We start from the raw sequence: 18,668 nt of genomic DNA, 5'->3' as shown, positions 1-18,668 counted from the left end.
ATTTCTTTACAAGGAATAAAAAAGCTGTAAAGACGAAAGCCGGTGGCGATAGCGTTTTTATACGTTCTTTTCAGGGCCGGTTCGAGTCTATACACCGTATCGTCACCGCGATTCCTAGAATGGGCGGCATGTCCAAGACGAAATCTCCGCGGTGCGGAGCACGATGCGACCCGGGGTGCCAGCATGAAACCGACCAGAACCGAAACCGCCGCTTCACGCGATCTGCCGCCCGTTCGTTCGCGGCGCCGGTGCCCTGCCGACGAGTTCGTGCTGCTGTCGATCCGCGTCGAATCGGACAACCTCGCCGTCGTGCGGCGCCTGCTGCACCAGGCGGTCGGCACCGCGCTCAATTTCTATACGGCCGCGATCGACAACCGCACCGGGCGCGCGTGCATCGAGCTTGAAGTCGCGCGGTCGCAGGCGTCGCCCGCCATCCTGTCGATCCTCCGCCTGCTTCCGGCCGCCGAGTTCGGCACGATCCGCCTGCTGCAGCACTAGCCGGCGTCCGTTGCGGCCGCGCGTGACACGCGTCACGCGCCCGCTCCCCTTTCATCGATTCGAACGCGCGTCTCCGGTGCGAACGCGCGCGGTTCGTCACGAGCCGCGCCTGTTCGCCGCCGGTGCGCGCAACGGATCGTCGTTCCCGTCGCTACGGGCCTTTCCAGGAAGCAAACAATGAAAAAAGCAGTCGTCGGTACCCTCTCCCTCGCGTTCCTCAGCGCCGCCGCGCATGCGCAAAGCAGCGTCACGCTCTACGGGATGCTGGATGCCGGTATCGCCTATACGAACAACCAGTCAGGTAAGAGCGCGTGGCAGCAAGGCAGCGGCCTGCTGTCGAATACGGTCTTCGGCCTGAGCGGCAACGAGGATCTCGGCGGCGGCCTGCATGCGCTGTTCCGCCTCGAGAACGGCTTCAACCTGAACAACGGCACGCAGTCCTACAAGAACACGATGTTCGGCCGCCGCGCGTACGTCGGCCTGCAGAGCGACCAGTACGGCGCGCTGACGCTCGGCCGGCAGTACGACGCCGTGGTCGACTACCTCGGCCCGCTCGCGATGGCGAACAACGGCGACGGCAACAACCTCGCATCGCACCCGTTCGACAACGACAACATCGACGATTCGTTCTACATCGACAACGCGGTGAAATACACGAGCCCGACGCTCGCCGGCTGGCAGTTCGGCGGCCTGTACGGGTTCAGCAACGCGGCCGGTGGCTTCGCGAACAACCGCGCATACAGCGCGGGCGTGTCGTATGCGAACGGGCCGGTCAGCCTTGGCGCCGCGTACCTGCAGCTCAATCGCGGCGGGCTCACGGCCGGCGGTGCACTGTCGACCAACGACGGCCCGAACTTCCCGGCCGTGCGCCAGCGCGTGATGGGTGCAGGCGGCAGCTACGCGTTCGACCGGCTGACGGTCGGCGCGCTGTGGACGCATTCGATGTTCGACGAAACGGCCGCGTCGTCGCTGCCCGGCGCGCTGAACGCGCTGCGCTTCGACAACTTCGAGGTCAACGCGCGCTATGCGCTGACGCCGGCCGTCTCGTTCGCGGGCGCCTATACGTTCACCAACGGCCGCTACGACGACGCAACCGGCAGCCACCGGCCGAAATGGCACCAGGTGACGCTGATGGCCGATTACGCGCTGAGCAAGCGCACCGACGTGTACGCGGAAACCGTCTACCAGCACCAGTTCGGCGTGCCGTCCGGCGCGACGCTCGGCTTCGCGAACGTCACGGGGCTCGCGGCTTCGTCGACCAACACGCAGGTGGTCGCGACGGTCGGCATCCGGCATCGGTTCTGACCGCACGCCGGCTGTCCAGGGCCGGCCGCTCTGTGCAATCCCGCATGGACGCGCGTCGGCCAAAAAGGGATCATTCGGGGAATCCGGGCCTGCGCGTCCGCGAAACCGGTACACTCGGCGCCGGGCGCGCGCCGGATCGGCATTCGGCGGCGGGCCGCTGCCGACTCTCGAATCGTGATCCCATGACCACACCGATCTATCAGGAAATCAAGGACTTCATCCTCGCGCGCATTCATGCCGGCGAATGGGCGGAAGGCGACCAGGTGCCGTCGGAGAACGAGCTTGCGCGCGAATTCAACGTCGCGCGGATGACCGTCAACCGCGCGCTGCGCGAGCTGACCGCCGAGCAGGTGCTCACGCGCACGCGCGGCTCCGGTACGTACGTCGCGTCGCCGAAGTACGAATCGACGCTCGTCGCGATCCGCAGCATCTCGGACGAAGTCGCCGCACGCGGCCACGGCTATCGCGCGCAGGTGCTGCAGGTGGGCGCGGCCGTCGCCGATGCGAAGCTCGCCGACGAGCTGCAGATCGACACGGGCAGCCCGATCTTCCATTCGCGCGTGCTGCACTTCGAGAACGACACGCCCGTGCAGCTCGAGGAACGCTGGGTCAATCCGGCCTGCGCGCCCGAGTATGCGTTGCAGGACTTCACGACCACGACGCCGAACCAGTACCTGACGCGCGTCGCGCCGCTGCAGCGCGTCGAATACCGGATCGAGGCCGCGATGCCCGACGCCGAAACGCGCCGCCACCTGACGATGGACGACCGCGAGCCGTGCCTGCTGCTGCATCGGCGCACGTGGTCGCAGGGGTTGGTCGCGTCGGTCGCCAATCTGTGGCACCCGGGCAGCCGCTATCGGTTCACCGGGCATTTCTGAGGTTGCTGCGCGGGCTTACCGCGCGCCCCGCTGCCCCCATCGCTCGATCGCACTGACGGCCCGCTTCAAACCTTCCTCTTGCGCAATGCGCGCGCCGAGTTCGAGCGCGCGCGCTTTCGTTTCGTCCCGTTCGGCAAACGCGATGGCCCGCGCAAGCGCAGCGGCGTCAACGCGCCGCCCCGCCACCGGCGCATCCGCCACGCCGAGCCTTTGCAGCCGGTTCGCCCAGAAGAACTGATCGCCCGCGAACGGCACGACGACCGACGGAATGCCGGCCCGTGCAGCCGAATGCGTGGTGCCCGATCCGCCGTGATGGATCGCCATCGACACGCGCGAGAACAGCCAGTCGTGCGGCGTATCGCCGATCACGTGAACGTGCGCCGGCAGCATCGACGCATCGATGCCGCTCCAGCCCGGATAGAACAACGCTCGCCGGCCGGCGAGCGCGTGCACGAGCGCATCGACCATCGCGGCGCGATCGAAGCCGGCCATGCTGCCGAAACCGATGTACACGGGCGGCTCTCCCGCTTCGAGAAAAGCCGAGAGCTCGGGTGGCGGTTCCCATGCCCGCGCATCGATCCGCCACTGGCCGCATGCCTGCACATTCGACGGCCAGTCGCCAGGGCCGGACAGCAGCGCCGGCGACACGCCGTACAGCATCGGATGATCGGTCCACACATGCTTGCGCGGCGGCAACCCGCACACGCTCGCTCGCGCCGCATTCGTCGCCTTCCTGAACGCCTGCCACAACAGCGCGTTCACGAACCGGTGGCTCGCGCGGTTCAGCCAGCGCGGCAGTTTGCCGGGTGGCAGGAATGGCGACGCGAATTCCGCAGTGGGTGTGATCGGGATCATGCCGGTGCCGATCGCCGGCACGCCGCGATACTCGGCGACCGACAAGCCGACGAACGATGCGAGCCCCGACACGAGGATCGCGTCGCAGCCTTCCGATGCATCCGTGATCTCCCGCATCCACGCGGCCGTGTTCGCATTGGCGATCGCCGCGAGCGCCTTCGACGTGTCGTTGAAACCACCACGCCCGCGCACCGCATCCGCCAACGCGCCATCCGGCGCAATCGCCCCGCGGATATCGCCCGACAACGGCGCCGACGGCACACCGAGCGCCGCGGCCGCGCCGAGCGTTGCCGCATCGGCCAGCAGCCGGACATCGTGACCGGCATCGATCAGCGCACGGCCGAGCGCCGCGAGCGGGCGCGTGTCGCCTTCGGTGCCGTAGGTGGCAATGACGAGCTTCATGCGTGACTCCTCGTGCGCGGCGGCAATGGGTGGATTCAAAAAAGTGCACGTCGTATACTAATGCAACTCGTGCACTTTCAGTCAACCTCTCTCCATGCCGATTCCGACCGACGATCCGGGCCGCCGCGCACGCAAGCGCATCCAGATGCTCGCGCATCTCGCCGCCACCGGCGCACGCCTGTTCGACGCGCACGGCTATGAAGCCGTCACGATGGAACAGATTGCCGCGCAGGCCGATGTCGCGAAGCGCACGCTGTACAACCACTTTGCAACGAAGGAAGCCGTGCTCGCGCACTGGCTGGAAGGTGAACTCGCACGCGATCTCGCGCATCTGCAGCGAGACGTCGCGCGACGCAAGACCTTCGCGTCGCGCATCGGCTGCGTGCTCGACGCGTCGGCGGCGTGGTGCGAGCAGCATCCCGCCTACCTGCTCGCGTATTTGCGCCATCGCTTCCTGAGCATCGGCGCGGTCGAACCGGAAAGCGGTGGAGAGAACGGCAGCGATATCGCGCTCGTGTGGCAGCAACTGATCGCAGCCGGGCAGCAATCCGGCGAACTGAACGGCGCGCTGCGCGCCGACCAGCTCGCGACGTGGTTCCATCACCTGTATCTCGCGGCGATGCTGCGCTGGCTGACCGTGCCGGGGCTGTCGCTGAAACGGGAGTTCCAGGCGGTCGCGAAGCTGTTTGTCGAAGGCGCGGAAGCGAAAAGCTGAGCGGCGCCGGTGAGTGGTGGCCGGTCAGGCGCTCATTGGATCACAAGCGCCCGAGCACGACCGCGAGCAGCGAGCGCCCGAAGCGGACGACCGCCACCCCGCATGCAACAAACGCGCGTTTCATTTTTTCCGAGCCGATTTCGCGGCCGGCGCGGCATCGCTGCTTCCCGACGGCCATTGCGTCTCGTCGAGCAGCCGGTCGAACAGCCGCGCGCGCTCGTCGGCCGACAACGGGCACAGCCCGAACATCGCCGACAGCGCGAGCCCCCAGGCCGCCTTCCAGCGCAGCAGCGCAAGATCGGGATCGCCGGATTCGGCCGCGATGCGCTTCGCGTTCTCGGCGTCGATATCCCGCACTTGCTGCAGCGGCGTGGGATCCTCGACCAGCGCCGCCATGATCGCGAGCGCCGCCGACGGCTGCTGGTCGATCACTTCACGCATCGTCGCAATCTGCGCGGACAGCGTCGGCTGGGCCTCGCCCGGATCGCGTGCGGCCAGGTAGTCGCGCTGGAATCGCTGGTAGTAGTCCTGCTGATGTTCCATCAGCGCGTTCAGCACATCGCCTTTCGTGCGGAACTGATGCATCAGCCCGCCCTTGCTGATGCCGCTTTCGCGCGAAATCGCATCGAACGTGAGCTTGCCCGGGCCGTCGCGCTCGAGGATCGCGAGCGCCGCCTGGATCGCGGCAGTGCGCGTTCGCTCGGAACGCGTCGGGTTGTCCATGAACTGTCCCCGCTATGGAGTCATGCAATGCGGCCGCGCCGGACCGGCACGATCGTATGAAGGAAGTGCGCGGAGTCTATCACAAACAAACCGCCTGGTCGGTTTACTTCCAGAAATGGCGGTGCTACGATCGGCTCCCGCATCGGGCCTGGCCGGATGCGGGGGCGCACCGCGCATCACGCTGCGCGATGTGAACACGGCCCGCAGCCGGGCTATCCGGCCGATCACCGTTGCCCGACGGCTTGTTACTCCCGCTATTCATGGGGTTACTGCGCCCCAAAAACAAACCGTCTGGTTGGTTTTTTTCATTAACCCGAAGCGGCGATGCCGCCCAGTTTCACCACCCTTCGCCCGGCTCTACCGGCGCGAACCCCGACCCGGAGCGTCAGATGAACCCTTTGTTCAAGTCCAGCCACCTGCTCAACGCCGCGCTCTGCTTCGCGCTCGCCGGATGCGCCGGCGTCCAGCCCGGCCGTTACAGCGGTATCGAATCGTCGCCATACCTGCGCAGCGATCCGCAGGACAAGTCCGGCCGCGTGCCCTACCGCTACGCATTGCCGGCCGACTGGCACATCTACCGGAAGCTGATCCTCGATCCGGTGGCCATCTATCGCGGCACCGACCATCAGTTCGGTGACCTGACCGACCAGGACAAGTCGACGCTCGCCACGTACATGGGCGACACGTTCGCGAAAAAGCTCGGCAAGCGCTTCGAACTGACCAGCGCTCCGGGCCCCGGCACGCTGCGCGTCAAGCTGACGCTCACGGGCGCCGTGACGACGACGACGTTTGCCGGCGCATTCGCGCACTTCGATCTCGCGGGCAACGTATACAACGGCGTGCAGGCGATCCGTGGGCGCGAAGGCGCGTTCACGGGCTCGGTCATGTACGCGGTGGAGATCCGCGATGCATCGACGAACCAACTGATCAACGCGTACGTGACGAAGCAGTATCCGAATGCGATGAACATCGGTGCGAGTTTCGGCGCGCTCAGCGCGGCAAAGACAGGCATCGACAAGGGCGCCGATGCACTCGTCGCGCAATTCGACTGAAACCCGCCGGCGCACGTTGGCCCGTGTTGCGCAGAGGCGTGCCGGCGCGTGCGCGGGCGGCGCTCGTCTGGATCGTGCCGCTCGCGGCCGCTGTGCTCTGCCTCGCATGGGGCATCGCGTCGCTCGGCAGCCGCGGGCCGACGATCACGATCGCCTTCGCGACCGCCGACGGGCTGGCGGCCGGCCGATCGACGCTGCGGCTGCGCAATGTCGAAATCGGCCGCGTCACTCGCGTTCGCGCGTTGCGCGGGCAACCGGGCGTGATGATCGATGTACGGCTGGATGCCGACGCGCACGCACTGGCGGTGGCGGACACACGCTTCTGGATCGTGCGGCCGCGCATCGGGCCCGGTGGCCTCTCCGGTCTCGATACGGTGCTGTCCGGTTCGTACATCGCGGCCGCGCTTGGCCATTCGCGCGAAGCGCGCACGACGTTCGCCGGGCTCGATGCGCCGCCTGTCACCGAAGAAGGCGGCCGTCACTACACGCTGCACGCGACATCGCTCGGCTCGGTCGCGATCGGTTCGCCCGTTTATCACCGGCGCGCACGCGTCGGCCAGGTGACCGGCTATGCGCTCGATCCCAACGGGCACGGCGTCTCGATCGACGTGTTCGTCGCCGCGCCCTTCGATCGAACCGTCGACGTCGATGCGCGCTGGTGGCAGGCCGGCGGCCTCGGCCTGCGGCTCGGTGCGGGCGGCATGAAGCTCGACACGCCGTCGATCGCCGCATTGTTCAGCGGTGCGCTTGCATTCGCGTCGCCACCCGGGCGCGCACCGGGCATCGCGGCGCCGGACGGCGCGCGCTTTCGCGTGGCCGATGACGAAATCGACGCGATGCGCACGCCGAACGCGGCGGCCGCGCCCGTCGTGATGCGTTTCGATCGTTCGCTGCGCGGCCTCGAGGTCGGCGCGCCGGTGGAATTTCGCGGCATCGAACTCGGCAACGTGACGGCCGTCGGTACCGAATACGATGCAGCACGCGGCGACGTCACGATGCGCGTGACGATGGCGCTCTATCCCGATCGCCTCGGGCAGCGCTATCGCGACGTGCTCGGCAACGGCGCCAGTGAAGCCGGCAAGGCGCTGCTGCGCACGCTCGTCGCGCGCGGCTTGCGTGGCCAGTTGCGCGTCGGCAACCCGATCGCGAACCGCTCGTATGTCGCACTCGACATGTTCCCGCATGCACCGCCCGCATCGGTCGACACGAATCGCGAGCCGATCGTGTTGCCGACCGTGCCCGGCACGCTCGACGTGCTGCGCGTGCAGATTACCGATATCGCCGGCACGCTTTCCCGGTTGCCGCTCGATCGCATGGGCATGGATATGAATGCGGCACTCGCGAACACCGATGCGCTGTTCAAGCAACTCGATACCGAACTCGCACCGCATGCACGCATCGCGCTGGGCACCGCACGGCAATCATTCACGGCCGCGCAGGCGATGCTCGCGCAACAAGGTGCCGATACATCGAACGTCCGCCGCACGCTGACGCAATTCGCGCGAACGTCAAGCGCGCTGCGCGCGTTGGCCGACGATCTGGAACAGCATCCGGAGGGGTGGCTGCCGAATGCATCGCGCACCACGCAACCCGCCGGTGCAGCGCGTCCGTCGAATACGGCGCGATAGATGCGTCGCGCGGCGCAGATGCATTTTTACGACGAACGCACGCATCGCATGCCAAATTTCCCGTGCAGCAGTATGCTGATGTCGTACGGCTGCGCACGACGCTTCGGGTAATCCCTTCGTTTGCACGTTGTCGCGCCGCCGTCGCGACCGCAATCATGCGTTGCAAGGAGGGATTCGTGATGGCCACCACGCATCAGCACTTCCACCTCGAACTACGGCACGCCACCGCGCCGACCTATTTCATCAGCTACCTGTTTCCCGCCCTGCTGTTCGTGTACGAACTGCTGCGCGTCGGCCAATGGATCCGCGATCACGGGATGCAATTCGCCGCGTTCAAGCAGATGGGTTACGAGTATCTGCTGATGCTGCTGTTCGTCGGGCTGCAGATCGTCGTCGAGGCGATCTTCCTGCTCGGCGCCGCGATGCGCAAGGATCATCGCGACTTCGAGCACCGGCTGCCGAACGTAGTCCTCGGGATCGGCTGCTCGATCGCATTGCTTGCGATCGATCTCGTGATCCAGCTCGCGTTCTGATGGCCGGCGGGCGCCCGCCCGCCGGTGGCAGCAGCGCTCAGGCGAGCGCGTCGCGCAGGAACGTCGTCACGGCGGCCAGCACGTCGTCGGTCCGCTCGCGGTGCGGCATGTGCCCGCACTGGCCGAGCAACAGATACGACGACGGCCCCGCAACGCGCGCGGCGATCCGCTTCGGATGCACGTCGGACCCGTATTCGTCGTCTTCGCCGTGAATCGCGAGCGTCGCGCATTGCACGCGCGGCAATTCGTCGTCGAGATTCCAGTCGCGAAATGCCGGCGACAACCACGTGTCGACCCACGCGCGCAGCACCCATTCGGCCTTGTCGCCGTGATAGCGCGCAAGCCGGTCGAGCTGGCCCGGTTCGTCGAACTGCTGCCCCGCGTCGCGGATACCGGCCAGCGTGCGATCCTCGACGAATGCCTGCGCGGCGATCGTCACGAGCGCGCGACAACGCGCCGGATACGCGGCCGCACACCCGACCGCCATCCCGCCGCCGACGCTGTGCCCGAACGCGACGAACGTATCAACGCCCAGTTGTTCGAGCAGTGCCGCGAACGCGTGATCGGCCTCGTCGCGCACGAACGTCGTGCCGAGTGTCCCCGGATGACGATCGGAACGGCCGAAACCGAGGCGGTCGTAGGCGATCACGTCGTGCTGCGTGGCGCTCGCGAGTTGCGCGGGGAAGTCGCGCCACAGGTCGACGCAGCCTAGCGAATCGTGCAGCAGGACGATCGGTGCGGACTGTTTCGACGCACCCGCCGCCTGTTGCGCCGGACCACCGCGCCAGCGTTTCGCAAAGAGGCGCCCTTGCGGCGTCTCGACGGATGTCTCCTCGATCAGGATATCGGTCATGTGTCTGTCGTCTGCATGAAAGCGGCCGCCCCTCGGCGGCCGTGTCGGATCCTGCGATGTTGGCCCGCGCCCGTACACAGCGTCAAGCAAGCCCCCACCGCCCGCGCGTTCATTCGGGCTGCGGCGGCAGATACTCCATCTGCGCCTCGTCGTACAGCCGGTAGATCAGCGCCTGCATCGCGCGGATGTCCTCCGATTCGTCGAGCATCCGCATGCTCATGATGATCGGCGACACGAGGTTCGGATCGTCGAGCGGCTTGTAGCTGATGTCGTCGCGCTTCAGCCCGTACACGCTGTGCGGCACGACCGACACGCCCTCGCCCATCGCGACGAGGCCGAGCGCGATCTGCAGTTCGCGCGTCTCGTAGATCTTGCGCGGCTGCAACGCACGATCGTGGAAGGCCGCGAGCACCTGGTCCGCATAGCTCGGGCGCGGCGCCTTCGGAAAGATGATCAGCGTGTCGTTCACGAGATCGTGCAGCGACAGCACCGGCTTCGCACTGTCGAGCACATGGCCGACCGGCAGCGCGACGATCATCCGCTCCTCGCGCAGCACGACGCGCCGCACGCTCGGATCCTCGTGGCGGATGCGCCCGAACCCGACGTCGATGCGCCCTTCCTTCAGCGCCTTGATCTGGTCCATCGTCGACATCTCGTGCAGGCTCAGCTCGACGGCCGGATACTCGCTGCGAAAGCGCCGGATGATCTTCGGCAGCATCCCGTACAGCGTCGAACCGACGAAGCCGACCGACATGCTGCGCTCGATCTTGCCGACCCGCTTCGTCATCGATTCGAGCTCGGTCGTCTGCGCGAGCAGCTGCACCGCGTGCGAGTAGAAGAAGCGGCCCGCGTCGGTCAGCTTCAACGGCCGCGCGTTGCGCTCGAACAGCGGCACGCCGAGCGCTTCCTCGAGCTGCTGGATCTGCCGGCTCAGCGGCGGCTGCGCGATATGCAGCCGCTCGGCCGCCCGCGTGAAATTCCGCTCTTCGGCTACCGCGACGAAGTAGCGGAGGTGTCTCAACTCCATGTTCGATGCCTCCCGGACAGCGATCCGGCGTTCAACCCTGGCCGGATGATGTCATCACGATACCGCACGCGGCGCAAACCGCCACGCAAGGCTCCGCGCCGCCCAAAGCAAAACGGGAAGCCCGCGAGCTTCCCGTTGTTTCATCGACGCCGCGGAACGACGGCGCAACGCGCCGTCCGTCACACCTCGGTCGCGTAGAGCGCGTCGCGCTGCGCGTCGCTCAGCGAGTCGAGCGGCACGTCCGGCAGTTTGTAGCAGATCATCGTGCCGTACAGCTCCGCGAGGCAATTGCTGCCGGCGTCGAGCGCGTAGCCATCCTCGCCGTCCGGAGCCGGCGGGTACACTTCGCGCCACGCGTTGATCGCGGCTTCGAGTCGCACGATGGAAACGGGTCCGGCCTTCCGCTCGGCGGGTGATGCGCTCATGGATTCCTCTGGGTTGCGCGCTCCGCGGGCCGTATCGGCCCGGACGGAACGATGAAAACGCCGGGCATTTCGCCGGCCGCCGCACGTCGCGCGCGCCGGATGCCGATCCGCGCTGCGCGCCTCGCGCCGGCCGGGCCGTGGCCCGGTAGGGTCGGGCAATATAACCGGCTTTGACCCCGTGCAGGCAAAAGCCGGGCAAAAAAAACGGGAAGCGCGAGGCTTCCCGTTTCGTCGTACGTCACGCGGCCACGTGCCGCGCCGGCGTCAACCCGCGGTTTCGCGGTTCGCCACCGGCTGCCGCTGCGCGCCGCGGCTCGCGGCGATCCACGGCGCGATTTCCATGTCTTCGTAGCGCACGAAGCGGCTCTTCTTCAGGAACCGGAAGCCGAGCCACACGACGAGGAACAGCGGAATGCCGACATAGGTCGCGGCGACGCCCGCCCAGTCGATCCGGTTCGCGAGGAACGCCTGATAGTCCTGGCCGAGCGCGATCACGAGACACAGCACGAACGCGAACAGCGGGCCGAACGGGAACCACTTCGAGTGGTACGGCAACTGGTCGAGCGAGTAGCCCTGCTTCACGTAGCCCTTGCGGAAGCGGTAGTGGCTGACCGCGATGCCGAGCCACGCGATGAAGCCCGTCATCCCCGACGTGTTCAGCAGCCACAGGTACACGGTCTTGTCGCCATACAGCGACGTGAAGAAGCACAAGGCGCCTACGGCCGTCGTCGCGTACAGCGCGTTGCGCGGCACGCCGCCGCGCGACAGCTTCGCGAAGATCCTCGGCGCACGGCCTTCGGTCGCGAGGTTGTAGAGCATCCGCGTGGACGCGTACATGCCCGAGTTGCCGGCCGACAGCACGGCCGTCAGGATCACCGCGTTCATCACGCCGGCCGCGAACGCGAGGCCCGCGTGGCGGAACACGAGCGTGAACGGGCTCACGCCGATGTCGGTCACGTCCGTCTTCAGCAGGTTCGGGTCGGTATAGGGAATCAGCACGCCGATCACGAAGATCGCGAACACGTAGAACAGCAGGATCCGCCAGAACACCTGGCGCACCGCGCGCGGGATCGTCGTGCGCGGGTTTTCCGATTCGCCGGCCGCGACGCCGATCAGCTCGGTGCCCTGGAACGAGAAGCCCGCGATCATCGCGACGCCCATCAACGCCGGCAGGCCGCCCGCGAACGGTGCGTCGCCGATCGTCAGGTTGCCCCAGCCGTTGCTCGGCGCGCCCTTCAGAATGCCGAAGATCATCAGCAGGCCGACGCCGATGAACGCGACCACGGTGACGACCTTGATCAGCGCGAACCAGTATTCGGCTTCACCAAAGCCGCGCACGGTCAGCGCGTTGAGCAGGAACATCACGCCGAGGAACGCCGCGCTCCACCACACGCCCGGCACGTCCGGAAACCAGTAATGCATCACGAGCTGCGCGGCGACGAGCTCCACCGCGATCGTCACGGCCCAGTTGTACCAGTAGTTCCAGCCGAGCGCGAAGCCGAAGCCTTCGTCCACGTATTTCGCGCCGTAGGTCGCGAACGAGCCCGACACGGGCATGAACGCGGCCATTTCGCCGAGGCTCGTCATCAGGAAATAGACCATCAGGCCGATCGCCATGTACGCGACCATCGCGCCGCCAGGGCCGGCCTGCGAGATCGACGCGCCGGACGCGACGAACAGGCCCGTGCCGATCGAGCCGCCGATGGCGATCATCGTCAGGTGGCGCGCCTTCAGCGCGCGATGAAGCTTGGGTGGGTTCGCTGGCGAACCGGATGGGTCGGATTTCGGAATTGCGGACATAAACGAGACGAACGTTGAGCGGGCCGGCATCCGTAGCCGGCGCATGCGGAATCGGAGCGCGGTGAGCGTCCTGCGATGCATTCGATGCGGCCCCGATACGCGTTGCGCGGCGGGCGCCTGCGGCGAAGCGCGGATTCTACCTGATTCGTCACGGGGGCAGCTCAGGTGCCGCCGCCCGCCGCCGCCGCGGAGATTTCGCAGAATCAACGGGTTGGCCGCGTCGAACCGGGCCGTGGCCGCGGGCCGGCGTAAAAACCCCATACCTTTGGGGGTTATCCGGCTTTCCGATCCGCCCGGCGTTTCACCACCGTCCTGTCGCAATCCGCCAGATACCACGCCGGCGTACATAATCGCCGGGTAATCAGGGGGATTATTCAGACAAAACAACCGATATCGACAATTGATTCAAATCAAATCACCCGCGCACATAGCGGTAATGATGCGTAATCGTTTCGAATCGCCGTATCCGCATGCATGTTTTGCATGTGCACGCGAATGTCGGGAATTCGCGAGATAATGCGCCCCGATTCAAAATAAACAGCGTACGGAGTCGCCAACGACGCGAAAATCCGCCGCCCGCCGCCCATCGAGGATGAAGTCATTCACGCTGCCCGCCACGCTGCGCCGCCAAACCGCGTCGATCGTGGCACGCATTCTGTCGCCCCGCGGCGTACTCGTTGCGGGGATCGTGCTGCTGATGTTCAGCTGGGGGCTTTCCACGTCGCTTTTAATCGAGGCGCATCGCGATGCATATGACCATGCGGTCGAAAATGCACGCAACCTGATGTTGCTGATCGAACGCGATATCGCGCGCAATATCGAACTCTACGATTTGTCGCTGCAGAACGTCGTCGACGGCATTGCCGATCCTGAACTGATGACCTTGTCGCCGCGCCAGCGCCACCGGCTGCTGTTCGACCGCGCGGCGACCGGCGAATTTCTCGGGTCGATCTTCGTGATGGACGCGCACGGCAATATCGTGATCGATTCGAGCGCGTCGCCCGCCCGGCAAGGCAATTTCGCCGACCGCGACTATTTCGTCGTGCATCGCGACGGGCTCGCGCAGGGCCTCTTCATCAGCCGGCCGTATGCGTCCCGGCTGCGCGGCGGTGCCCTGACGATCGCGCTCAGCCGCCGGATCAACCGGCCCGACGGCACGTTCGCCGGCATCGTCGTCGGCACGCTCAGCATCGACTACTTCCGCGCGCTGCTCGACGGCCTCGCGGTCGGCAAGCACGGCAGCGCGGCGATCGCCGAGCTCAACGGCATACTCGTGAGCCGCCTGCCTTACGACGCGCGCGTGGTCGGCCTCGACCTGCACGATTCGCCGCTGTTCATCGAGGCGCTGCGCAGCCGCGAAGGCGTGCTGACCGGCACCGGCGCGATCGACGGCATCCGGCGCGTCTATGTTTACAAGCATCTCGCCGACTTGCCGCTGATCGTCGACGTCGCGCCCGCCGAGATCGACATCTACGCATCGTGGCACCACCGCGCAGTCTGGACCGTCGTGCTGATGTGCCTGTTCACCGGGTTCATCGCGTGGGGATCGCTGGCGCTGTCGCGCGAACTGAAGCGCCGGCAGGTCGCCGAATCGAAGCTGTACCGGCTCGCGCACACCGATGCGCTGACCGGCCTCGACAACCGCGGCACGTTCGACACCGTACTCGCGAAGGAGGCGCAGCGCGCATCGCGCAGCGGCCGCCCGCTGTCGGTGCTGTTCGTCGACGTCGATCACTTCAAGGCGTTCAACGACTACTACGGCCACCCGGCCGGCGACGACGTGCTGCGGCGCGTCGCGCAAACCGCGTCGCACTGCCTGCGGCGCGACAGCGATCACGTCGCGCGCTACGGCGGCGAGGAATTCGTCGTCACGCTGCCCGACACCGATGCGCAAGGCGCGTTGACCGTCGCCGAGGGCATCCGGCGCGCGATCGCGGCGCTCGGCATCGAGCACGTGAAAAGCCCGTACGGGCGTGTCACGGCGAGCATCGGCACGGCGACCGCCGCCGACGGCCGCCTGAACGCCGCGACGCTGCTGCGGCGTGCCGACGAGGCGCTGTACCGCGCGAAGTCCGGCGGCCGCAACCGCGTGCTGGAGGCGCAGCCGAGCACCGCGGACACGTGACATCGCGATGACGTGACCTCAAGTCGCGCGGCAACCGGCCAGGCCGGATGACCGCGCCGTGGACAGTCCTGCCGGGTTCGGCTAGCGTTACATCTGCTGCGCATGCGGCGCGGCGCCGGCCCGCGCAGGCCGCCGTGCGCGTTCCGGCCACTCCAGCTCCGCCATGACCACCCCGCTCCCTACCCGGCTGCCGCCGCTCCTGCGCAACGCGCTCCGCCCGCTGCTCGACCCGTATCGCCGCTACCGGCACGCGAAGCTGATCCATGCAGCGCGCGTCTCCCTCGCGATTCTCGTGTCGATTGCGCTGTCCACCGGCCTGAACGTGCCGCACGGCGAGTGGTCGACGATCACCGTGCTGATCGTCGTCGGCGGGCTGCAGCACCACGGCAATATCCGCAAGAAAGCGGCCGAGCGCGCGCTCGGTACGTCGATCGGCGCGCTCGCGGGGCTCGGGCTGATCCTGCTGTATTCGTTCGTGCACGCGCCGCTCGCGATCTACCTGCTGATGGCGCTCGCGTGCGGCTTCTGCGCGTATCACGCGATCGGCAAGGCCGGCTATATCGCGCTGCTGTCGGCGATCACGATGGTGATCGTCGCCGGGCACGGCGACAACGAGATCGTCGACGGCCTGTGGCGCGCGGTGAACGTGCTGACCGGCATCGCGATCGCGCTGGCGTTCTCGTTCGCGCTGCCGCTCTATGCGACCTACTCGTGGCGCTACAAGCTCGCCGACGCGCTGCGCGCGTGCGCGGCCGTGCATGCGCGGCTCGCGGGCGACCGCCAGATCAGCGACGACGCGCACCTGAAGGAAATGGCCGCGTTGAGCACGCTGCTCGTGCAGCTGCGCTCGCTGATGCCGTCGGTATCGAAGGAATGCGAGACGTCGATGGCGCAGCTCGAGGCGATCCAGCGCAGCCTGCGCCTGTGCATCGGCTATCTGGAGATCCTGTCGAGCGCGGTGCCGGCCCGCGACGATGTCGCGGCCCGCGAATACATGCGCGTCGACATGAAGGCCGTGAACCGGCGCATCCGCGATACGCTGGTCGGCGCGAGCCGCGCGCTCAAATTCGGCACGCCGAGCCGGCTCTCGCCGCGCCGCCGGCCGGCCGACCCGCCGCACGATGGGCCGCCTCCGCAGTTGTCCGGCTATGTGTCGATCACGGCCAAGCTGGCCGGGGAAGTCGACCAGTTGCGCGAGAAGCTGCTCGACACCGCGCAGTCGTGGAACATCTGACGTTCGCGGGCATCCGGGCTTCGTTTAGTTTTCTTTCAATTATCTTTCGGAGTGACGCGCCGGCATCCTGACGGCGGAAGCCCCGCCTTTCGGCCGATCCGGCCCCGGAAACAGGGCCCGCAGCCGGGCTCGCCGGTGCCTGTTTTTACTGCGATTTCGCACCGGATTGCGTGGCGTTCTCCACCCGGTTAACCGCCCGCCAGGCCCGCCGCGACAGGCCGGACGACGGTTCCGCACGAAAATCAGCCCTTGCCCCAACCTCCCGGACAGCCGATACTCGCATATTCCGCGAAATACGATCCCACCGGCTTCAATCCACGGTAATTCCTATGAGCACGATTCTCGAAAGCCTCCCGACCGGCCTGAAGGTCGGTATCGCCTTTTCCGGCGGCCTGGACACCAGCGCTGCACTGCACTGGATGAAACTCAAGGGCGCCGTCCCGTACGCATACACGGCGAACCTCGGCCAGCCCGACGAAGACGATTACGACGCGATCCCGAAACGCGCGATCGAATACGGCGCAGCCGGCGCCCGCCTGATCGACTGCCGCGCGCAGCTCGTCGCCGAAGGCATCGCTGCGCTGCAAAGCGGCGCGTTCCACATCACGACGGCCGGCGTCACGTACTTCAATACCACGCCGATCGGCCGCGCAGTGACGGGCACGATGCTCGTCGCCGCGATGAAGGAAGACGGCGTCAACATCTGGGGTGACGGCAGCACGTACAAGGGCAACGACATCGAGCGCTTCTACCGCTACGGCCTGCTCGTGAACCCGGATCTGAAGATCTACAAGCCGTGGCTCGACCAGACGTTCATCGACGAGCTCGGCGGCCGTGCCGAAATGTCCGAATTCATGAACCAGGCCGGTTTCGCGTACAAGATGTCGGCCGAGAAGGCCTACTCGACCGATTCGAACCTGCTCGGCGCGACGCACGAAGCGAAGGATCTCGAAAGCCTCGAAAGCGGCATCAAGATCGTGAACCCGATCATGGGCGTCGCGTTCTGGCGCGACGACGTGAAGATCGCAGCGGAAGAAGTGACGGTGCGCTTCGAAGCCGGCCAGCCGGTCGCGCTGAACGGCGTCGAGTTCACCGACCCGGTCGAACTGCTGCTGGAAGCGAACCGCATCGGCGGCCGCCACGGCCTCGGCATGAGCGACCAGATCGAGAACCGGATCATCGAGGCGAAGAGCCGCGGCATCTATGAGGCCCCGGGCCTCGCGCTGCTGTACATCGCGTACGAGCGTCTCGTCACCGGCATCCACAACGAAGACACGATCGAGCAGTACCGCGAGAACGGCCGCCGCCTCGGCCGCCTGCTGTACCAGGGCCGCTGGTTCGACCCGCAGGCGATCATGCTGCGCGAAACCGCACAACGCTGGGTCGCGCGCGCGATCACCGGCGAAGTGAAGATCGAACTGCGCCGCGGCAACGACTACTCGATCCTGAGCACGAAGTCGCCGAACCTCACGTATCAGCCGGAACGCCTGTCGATGGAGAAGGTCGCATCGACGTTCTCGCCGCGCGACCGGATCGGCCAGCTGACGATGCGCAACCTCGACATCACCGATACGCGCGACAAGCTGCGCGTGTATTCGCAAGTCGGGCTGCTGACGCCGGGTGAGACGTCGGCGCTGCCGCAGATCAAGGGCGACGAGAAGTAAGTCGCACCGCTCGACGCCGTGCCGCATCGCTGGATGCGGTACGGTAGGGCAGGCTGTGTGGGCGCATCCTTCGCGCACGCAGCCTGCCGTCCCTCCGCCTCTCCTCCGCCGTTCCTCCTTCCTTTCCGCACTCGCATCACACCGCTCGACGCACCAACGGCCCTGCACCACCGCGCCAGTCATGGCAAGCTGCGAGTCTTCCGGTTCCCGCACTGACTCATGACCGCCCTTACCGTCATCCACCTGAACGGCCCGATCAACAGCGGCAAGACGACGATCGGTCTCGCACTCGCACGCGTGCTGCCCGATGCGCGCTTCATCGACGGCGACGATCACGATGCGCCCGAAGATGCACCGTTCGACGTGCAGTGGGCGATCGCGCTCGAACGTCTCGTCACGCAGATCACGACTGCGCGTGAGCGTCATCTGGTCATTGCCTATCCAATCGGCGAACCGGAATTCGAGCGGCTGCGCGCCGCTTGCGATGCGCGTGATGCGCGATTGTTCGTCGTGACGCTCGCGCCACCGGAAGCGGTCGCCTCGTCGAATCGCGGCTCGCGCGCACTGACGGACTGGGAGCGAAACCGGATCGCCGAGATGTATCGCGAAGGCTATGCGTCGCGGCCATTCAGCCAGATGATGCTCGATACGTCCGATGCGACGCCCGATGCTTGTGCCGCGCGTATCGCGCAGCACGTCGTAGCGACGGAGTCGTGACGCCTGCGACTACGCCCGCCCACACACTTCACGTCGTTGCACCCATCGCGCTTGCCGTGACCCGGCGGCCCGCAGTCACATCACCCCACAAAGGAAAACGTTTACTCTTCTGAGGCTTCTTGCTAGCATCGTTTCCGACCGGCCGCCCCAGACACCTGGAAAGCCGATCGAAAGCTCCAATATTCCCCCGCTTTTCCGTATCTCCTTATCCGCCGTCGAGCCACACCTGCTTTC

General features: G+C 66.6%; 17 protein-coding genes. 11 read left to right on the top strand and 6 right to left on the bottom strand.

What is annotated here, in order from left to right:
- Window positions 1-183 precede the first annotated feature (183 nt).
- The 3 genes from G3O06_RS08165 to hutC all read left to right on the top strand — a co-directional run bounded on the left by G3O06_RS08165 (window position 184) and on the right by hutC (window position 2,681).
- Window positions 184-498, top strand: coding sequence for a hypothetical protein (locus G3O06_RS08165; protein ID WP_241019589.1), 315 nt, complete (start codon window positions 184-186; stop codon window positions 496-498).
- Between the two features lie 177 nt (window positions 499-675).
- Window positions 676-1,803, top strand: a complete 1,128-nt coding sequence (locus tag G3O06_RS08160) for a porin (protein WP_174968256.1) — start codon at window positions 676-678, stop codon at window positions 1,801-1,803.
- 182 nt (window positions 1,804-1,985) lie between these two features.
- Window positions 1,986-2,681, top strand: a complete 696-nt coding sequence (gene hutC, locus G3O06_RS08155; protein WP_174916049.1) for a histidine utilization repressor — start codon at window positions 1,986-1,988, stop codon at window positions 2,679-2,681.
- A 15-nt stretch (window positions 2,682-2,696) separates the two neighbouring features.
- Here the strand turns inward: hutC and G3O06_RS08150 are convergent, their stop codons facing one another.
- Window positions 2,697-3,938, bottom strand: a complete 1,242-nt coding sequence (locus tag G3O06_RS08150) for a glycosyltransferase (protein ID WP_205815686.1) — start codon at window positions 3,936-3,938, stop codon at window positions 2,697-2,699.
- 94 nt (window positions 3,939-4,032) lie between these two features.
- On the opposite strand from G3O06_RS08150, the gene G3O06_RS08145 reads away from it, so the two are divergent.
- Complete coding sequence (locus tag G3O06_RS08145) at window positions 4,033-4,653, top strand: TetR/AcrR family transcriptional regulator (RefSeq protein ID WP_175000250.1); 621 nt, start codon at window positions 4,033-4,035, stop codon at window positions 4,651-4,653.
- 120 nt (window positions 4,654-4,773) lie between these two features.
- Here the strand turns inward: G3O06_RS08145 and G3O06_RS08140 are convergent, their stop codons facing one another.
- On the bottom strand, window positions 4,774-5,376 hold the full coding sequence (locus tag G3O06_RS08140) for a TetR family transcriptional regulator (protein WP_175000251.1): 603 nt from the start codon (window positions 5,374-5,376) through the stop codon (window positions 4,774-4,776).
- A 389-nt stretch (window positions 5,377-5,765) separates the two neighbouring features.
- Here G3O06_RS08140 and G3O06_RS08135 point away from each other — a divergent pair, with 389 nt between their 5' ends.
- From G3O06_RS08135 to G3O06_RS08125, 3 genes are all read left to right on the top strand, one after another.
- The gene (locus tag G3O06_RS08135) at window positions 5,766-6,428 is read left to right on the top strand and encodes a DUF3313 domain-containing protein (protein ID WP_205815685.1); all 663 of its coding nucleotides are present in this window, start codon (window positions 5,766-5,768) and stop codon (window positions 6,426-6,428) included.
- A gap of 23 nt (window positions 6,429-6,451) precedes the next feature.
- Window positions 6,452-8,056, top strand: coding sequence for an MlaD family protein (locus G3O06_RS08130; protein ID WP_346779498.1), 1,605 nt, complete (start codon window positions 6,452-6,454; stop codon window positions 8,054-8,056).
- Between the two features lie 179 nt (window positions 8,057-8,235).
- Entirely contained in the window at window positions 8,236-8,589 is a 354-nt protein-coding gene (locus G3O06_RS08125) for a hypothetical protein (protein ID WP_174916054.1), read from the top strand.
- A gap of 37 nt (window positions 8,590-8,626) precedes the next feature.
- On the opposite strand, the gene G3O06_RS08120 is transcribed toward G3O06_RS08125, so the two are convergent.
- The 4 genes from G3O06_RS08120 to G3O06_RS08105 all read right to left on the bottom strand — a co-directional run bounded on the left by G3O06_RS08120 (window position 8,627) and on the right by G3O06_RS08105 (window position 12,694).
- Window positions 8,627-9,442, bottom strand: coding sequence for an alpha/beta hydrolase (locus tag G3O06_RS08120; protein WP_205815684.1), 816 nt, complete (start codon window positions 9,440-9,442; stop codon window positions 8,627-8,629).
- A 109-nt stretch (window positions 9,443-9,551) separates the two neighbouring features.
- On the bottom strand, window positions 9,552-10,469 hold the full coding sequence (locus G3O06_RS08115) for a LysR family transcriptional regulator (RefSeq protein WP_021157347.1): 918 nt from the start codon (window positions 10,467-10,469) through the stop codon (window positions 9,552-9,554).
- 179 nt (window positions 10,470-10,648) lie between these two features.
- Entirely contained in the window at window positions 10,649-10,894 is a 246-nt protein-coding gene (locus tag G3O06_RS08110; protein WP_089497522.1) for a DUF3717 domain-containing protein, read from the bottom strand.
- Between the two features lie 264 nt (window positions 10,895-11,158).
- Window positions 11,159-12,694 carry an amino acid permease gene (locus tag G3O06_RS08105; protein WP_174916056.1) on the bottom strand — a complete coding sequence of 512 codons (1,536 nt, stop codon included), beginning with the start codon at window positions 12,692-12,694 and terminating at the stop codon, window positions 11,159-11,161.
- A 592-nt stretch (window positions 12,695-13,286) separates the two neighbouring features.
- Between G3O06_RS08105 and G3O06_RS08100 the strand changes: the two genes are divergently transcribed.
- The 4 genes from G3O06_RS08100 (at window position 13,287) to G3O06_RS08085 (ending at window position 18,434) form a co-directional block, all read left to right on the top strand.
- Complete coding sequence (locus G3O06_RS08100) at window positions 13,287-14,819, top strand: sensor domain-containing diguanylate cyclase (protein ID WP_205815683.1); 1,533 nt, start codon at window positions 13,287-13,289, stop codon at window positions 14,817-14,819.
- Window positions 14,820-14,982: 163 nt separating this feature from the next.
- Window positions 14,983-16,053, top strand: a complete 1,071-nt coding sequence (locus G3O06_RS08095; RefSeq protein ID WP_205815682.1) for an FUSC family protein — start codon at window positions 14,983-14,985, stop codon at window positions 16,051-16,053.
- Window positions 16,054-16,382: 329 nt separating this feature from the next.
- Entirely contained in the window at window positions 16,383-17,717 is a 1,335-nt protein-coding gene (argG, locus tag G3O06_RS08090; RefSeq protein WP_174916059.1) for an argininosuccinate synthase, read from the top strand.
- Window positions 17,718-17,936: 219 nt separating this feature from the next.
- Window positions 17,937-18,434, top strand: a complete 498-nt coding sequence (locus G3O06_RS08085) for a shikimate kinase (protein WP_205815681.1) — start codon at window positions 17,937-17,939, stop codon at window positions 18,432-18,434.
- The last annotated feature ends 234 nt before the right edge of the window (window positions 18,435-18,668 follow it).

The sequence above is a fragment of the Burkholderia sp. Ac-20345 genome, from assembly GCF_017104825.1.
Lineage (GTDB): Bacteria > Pseudomonadota > Gammaproteobacteria > Burkholderiales > Burkholderiaceae > Burkholderia > Burkholderia lata_B.
Note: the sequence above shows the minus strand (reverse complement) of the source record. Positions and strands in the feature narration are given on the sequence as shown.

Bases quoted from the DNA above. Each gene is read 5' to 3' on its own strand.
- G3O06_RS08085 (WP_205815681.1), top strand. From the start codon at position 17,937: ATGACCGCCCTTACCGTCATCCACCTGAACGGCCCGATCAACAGCGGC.
- G3O06_RS08125 (WP_174916054.1), top strand. From the start codon at position 8,236: ATGGCCACCACGCATCAGCACTTCCACCTCGAACTACGGCACGCCACC.
- G3O06_RS08115 (WP_021157347.1), bottom strand. From the start codon at position 10,469: ATGGAGTTGAGACACCTCCGCTACTTCGTCGCGGTAGCCGAAGAGCGG.
- argG (WP_174916059.1), top strand. From the start codon at position 16,383: ATGAGCACGATTCTCGAAAGCCTCCCGACCGGCCTGAAGGTCGGTATC.
- G3O06_RS08100 (WP_205815683.1), top strand. From the start codon at position 13,287: ATGAAGTCATTCACGCTGCCCGCCACGCTGCGCCGCCAAACCGCGTCG.
- G3O06_RS08110 (WP_089497522.1), bottom strand. From the start codon at position 10,894: ATGAGCGCATCACCCGCCGAGCGGAAGGCCGGACCCGTTTCCATCGTG.
- G3O06_RS08150 (WP_205815686.1), bottom strand. From the start codon at position 3,938: ATGAAGCTCGTCATTGCCACCTACGGCACCGAAGGCGACACGCGCCCG.
- G3O06_RS08095 (WP_205815682.1), top strand. From the start codon at position 14,983: ATGACCACCCCGCTCCCTACCCGGCTGCCGCCGCTCCTGCGCAACGCG.
- G3O06_RS08140 (WP_175000251.1), bottom strand. From the start codon at position 5,376: ATGGACAACCCGACGCGTTCCGAGCGAACGCGCACTGCCGCGATCCAG.
- G3O06_RS08145 (WP_175000250.1), top strand. From the start codon at position 4,033: ATGCCGATTCCGACCGACGATCCGGGCCGCCGCGCACGCAAGCGCATC.
- G3O06_RS08160 (WP_174968256.1), top strand. From the start codon at position 676: ATGAAAAAAGCAGTCGTCGGTACCCTCTCCCTCGCGTTCCTCAGCGCC.
- G3O06_RS08105 (WP_174916056.1), bottom strand. From the start codon at position 12,694: ATGTCCGCAATTCCGAAATCCGACCCATCCGGTTCGCCAGCGAACCCA.
- G3O06_RS08165 (WP_241019589.1), top strand. From the start codon at position 184: ATGAAACCGACCAGAACCGAAACCGCCGCTTCACGCGATCTGCCGCCC.
- hutC (WP_174916049.1), top strand. From the start codon at position 1,986: ATGACCACACCGATCTATCAGGAAATCAAGGACTTCATCCTCGCGCGC.
- G3O06_RS08120 (WP_205815684.1), bottom strand. From the start codon at position 9,442: ATGACCGATATCCTGATCGAGGAGACATCCGTCGAGACGCCGCAAGGG.
- G3O06_RS08135 (WP_205815685.1), top strand. From the start codon at position 5,766: ATGAACCCTTTGTTCAAGTCCAGCCACCTGCTCAACGCCGCGCTCTGC.